This is a genomic window from Parafrankia sp. Ea1.12 (assembly GCF_900465275.1).
GTDB classification, from domain to species: domain Bacteria; phylum Actinomycetota; class Actinomycetes; order Frankiales; family Frankiaceae; genus Parafrankia; species Parafrankia soli.
In genome coordinates, this window is the sequence record NZ_UBIZ01000071.1 from 1 (window position 1) to 1001 (window position 1001).

The 1001-nt window shown below is 74.6% G+C and carries 1 protein-coding gene; it reads right to left on the minus strand.

Annotated elements, in window-relative coordinates; genetic code table 11:
• On the minus strand, positions 1 to 904 hold a 904-nt coding region (locus FMEAI12_RS00375; protein WP_146776593.1), incomplete at its 3' end, for a 5'-3' exonuclease.
• Between the last annotated feature and the right edge of the window lie 97 nt (positions 905 to 1001).

Consider the following 1001-nt stretch of genomic DNA (forward strand, 5'->3'; position numbering starts at 1 on the left):
CGCCCAGCCCGTACCGGCCCGCCAGCGCCGCCAGCGCCGCCTCATCCACCGGCCGGACGGGCAGCACGTCGGCGACCGGGCCCAGCGGCACATCGCGGACCACCCCGACCACGGTGACCGCGGCGTCCACATAGTCACGGGCCGCGGTCAGCCGGCGGCGCGCCCCGGCCGGGAACCCGTCCTCACCCCCGGCGTCCAACGCGGTGAGAATCGCCCGCAGCGACCCGAAACGGCCCAGCAGCGCCGCCGCCGTCTTCGCGCCGATCCCCGCCACCCCCGGCAGACCGTCACTGGGATCACCACGCAGCACCGCGAAATCGGCATAGGCCCGGCCCGGAATCCCGTAGCGGGCACTGATCGACGCCTCGTCGACCACCGCGAACCGTTCCACCGCGTACCGCACCACCACGCCGGTGTCGTCACACACCAGCTGGAACAGATCCCGGTCCCCGGTCAGGATGTCCACCGGCCCGCCACCGGGCCGGCCGCTGTGCCGGGTCGCCAGCGTGCCGATCACGTCGTCGGCCTCGAAGCCGGCCGCCTCCACCCGGGCGATCCCGAACGCGTCGAGCACCGCGTCGATCACCGGTAGCTGCGCCGCCAACTCGTCCGGCACCTCCTCCTCCACCCCACCCGCCCCGGCCGCGGGGCCGGGGGTGGCGTCGGCGACCCGATGCGCCTTGTACGAGCCGATCAGCGCCACCCGGAACGCCGGCCGCCAGTCGGCGTCGAAACAGCACACCAGCCGCCGCGGCCGCACCTCGACGATCTGCCGGGCCAGCACGTCCAGCAGACCCCGCACCGCGTTCACCGCCATCCCGTCAGGGGCCCGCACCGACCGGGGCACCCCGTGAAAAGCCCGGAAATACAACGACGGGGTGTCCGCGAGCAGCAGCCGATCCACACCCCCACCACCCCCCACCCGCGGCGCGGGGTCTGCTGGACGTGCTGGCCCGGCAGATCGTCGAGGTGCGGCCGCGGCGGCTGGTGTGAGGTCACTG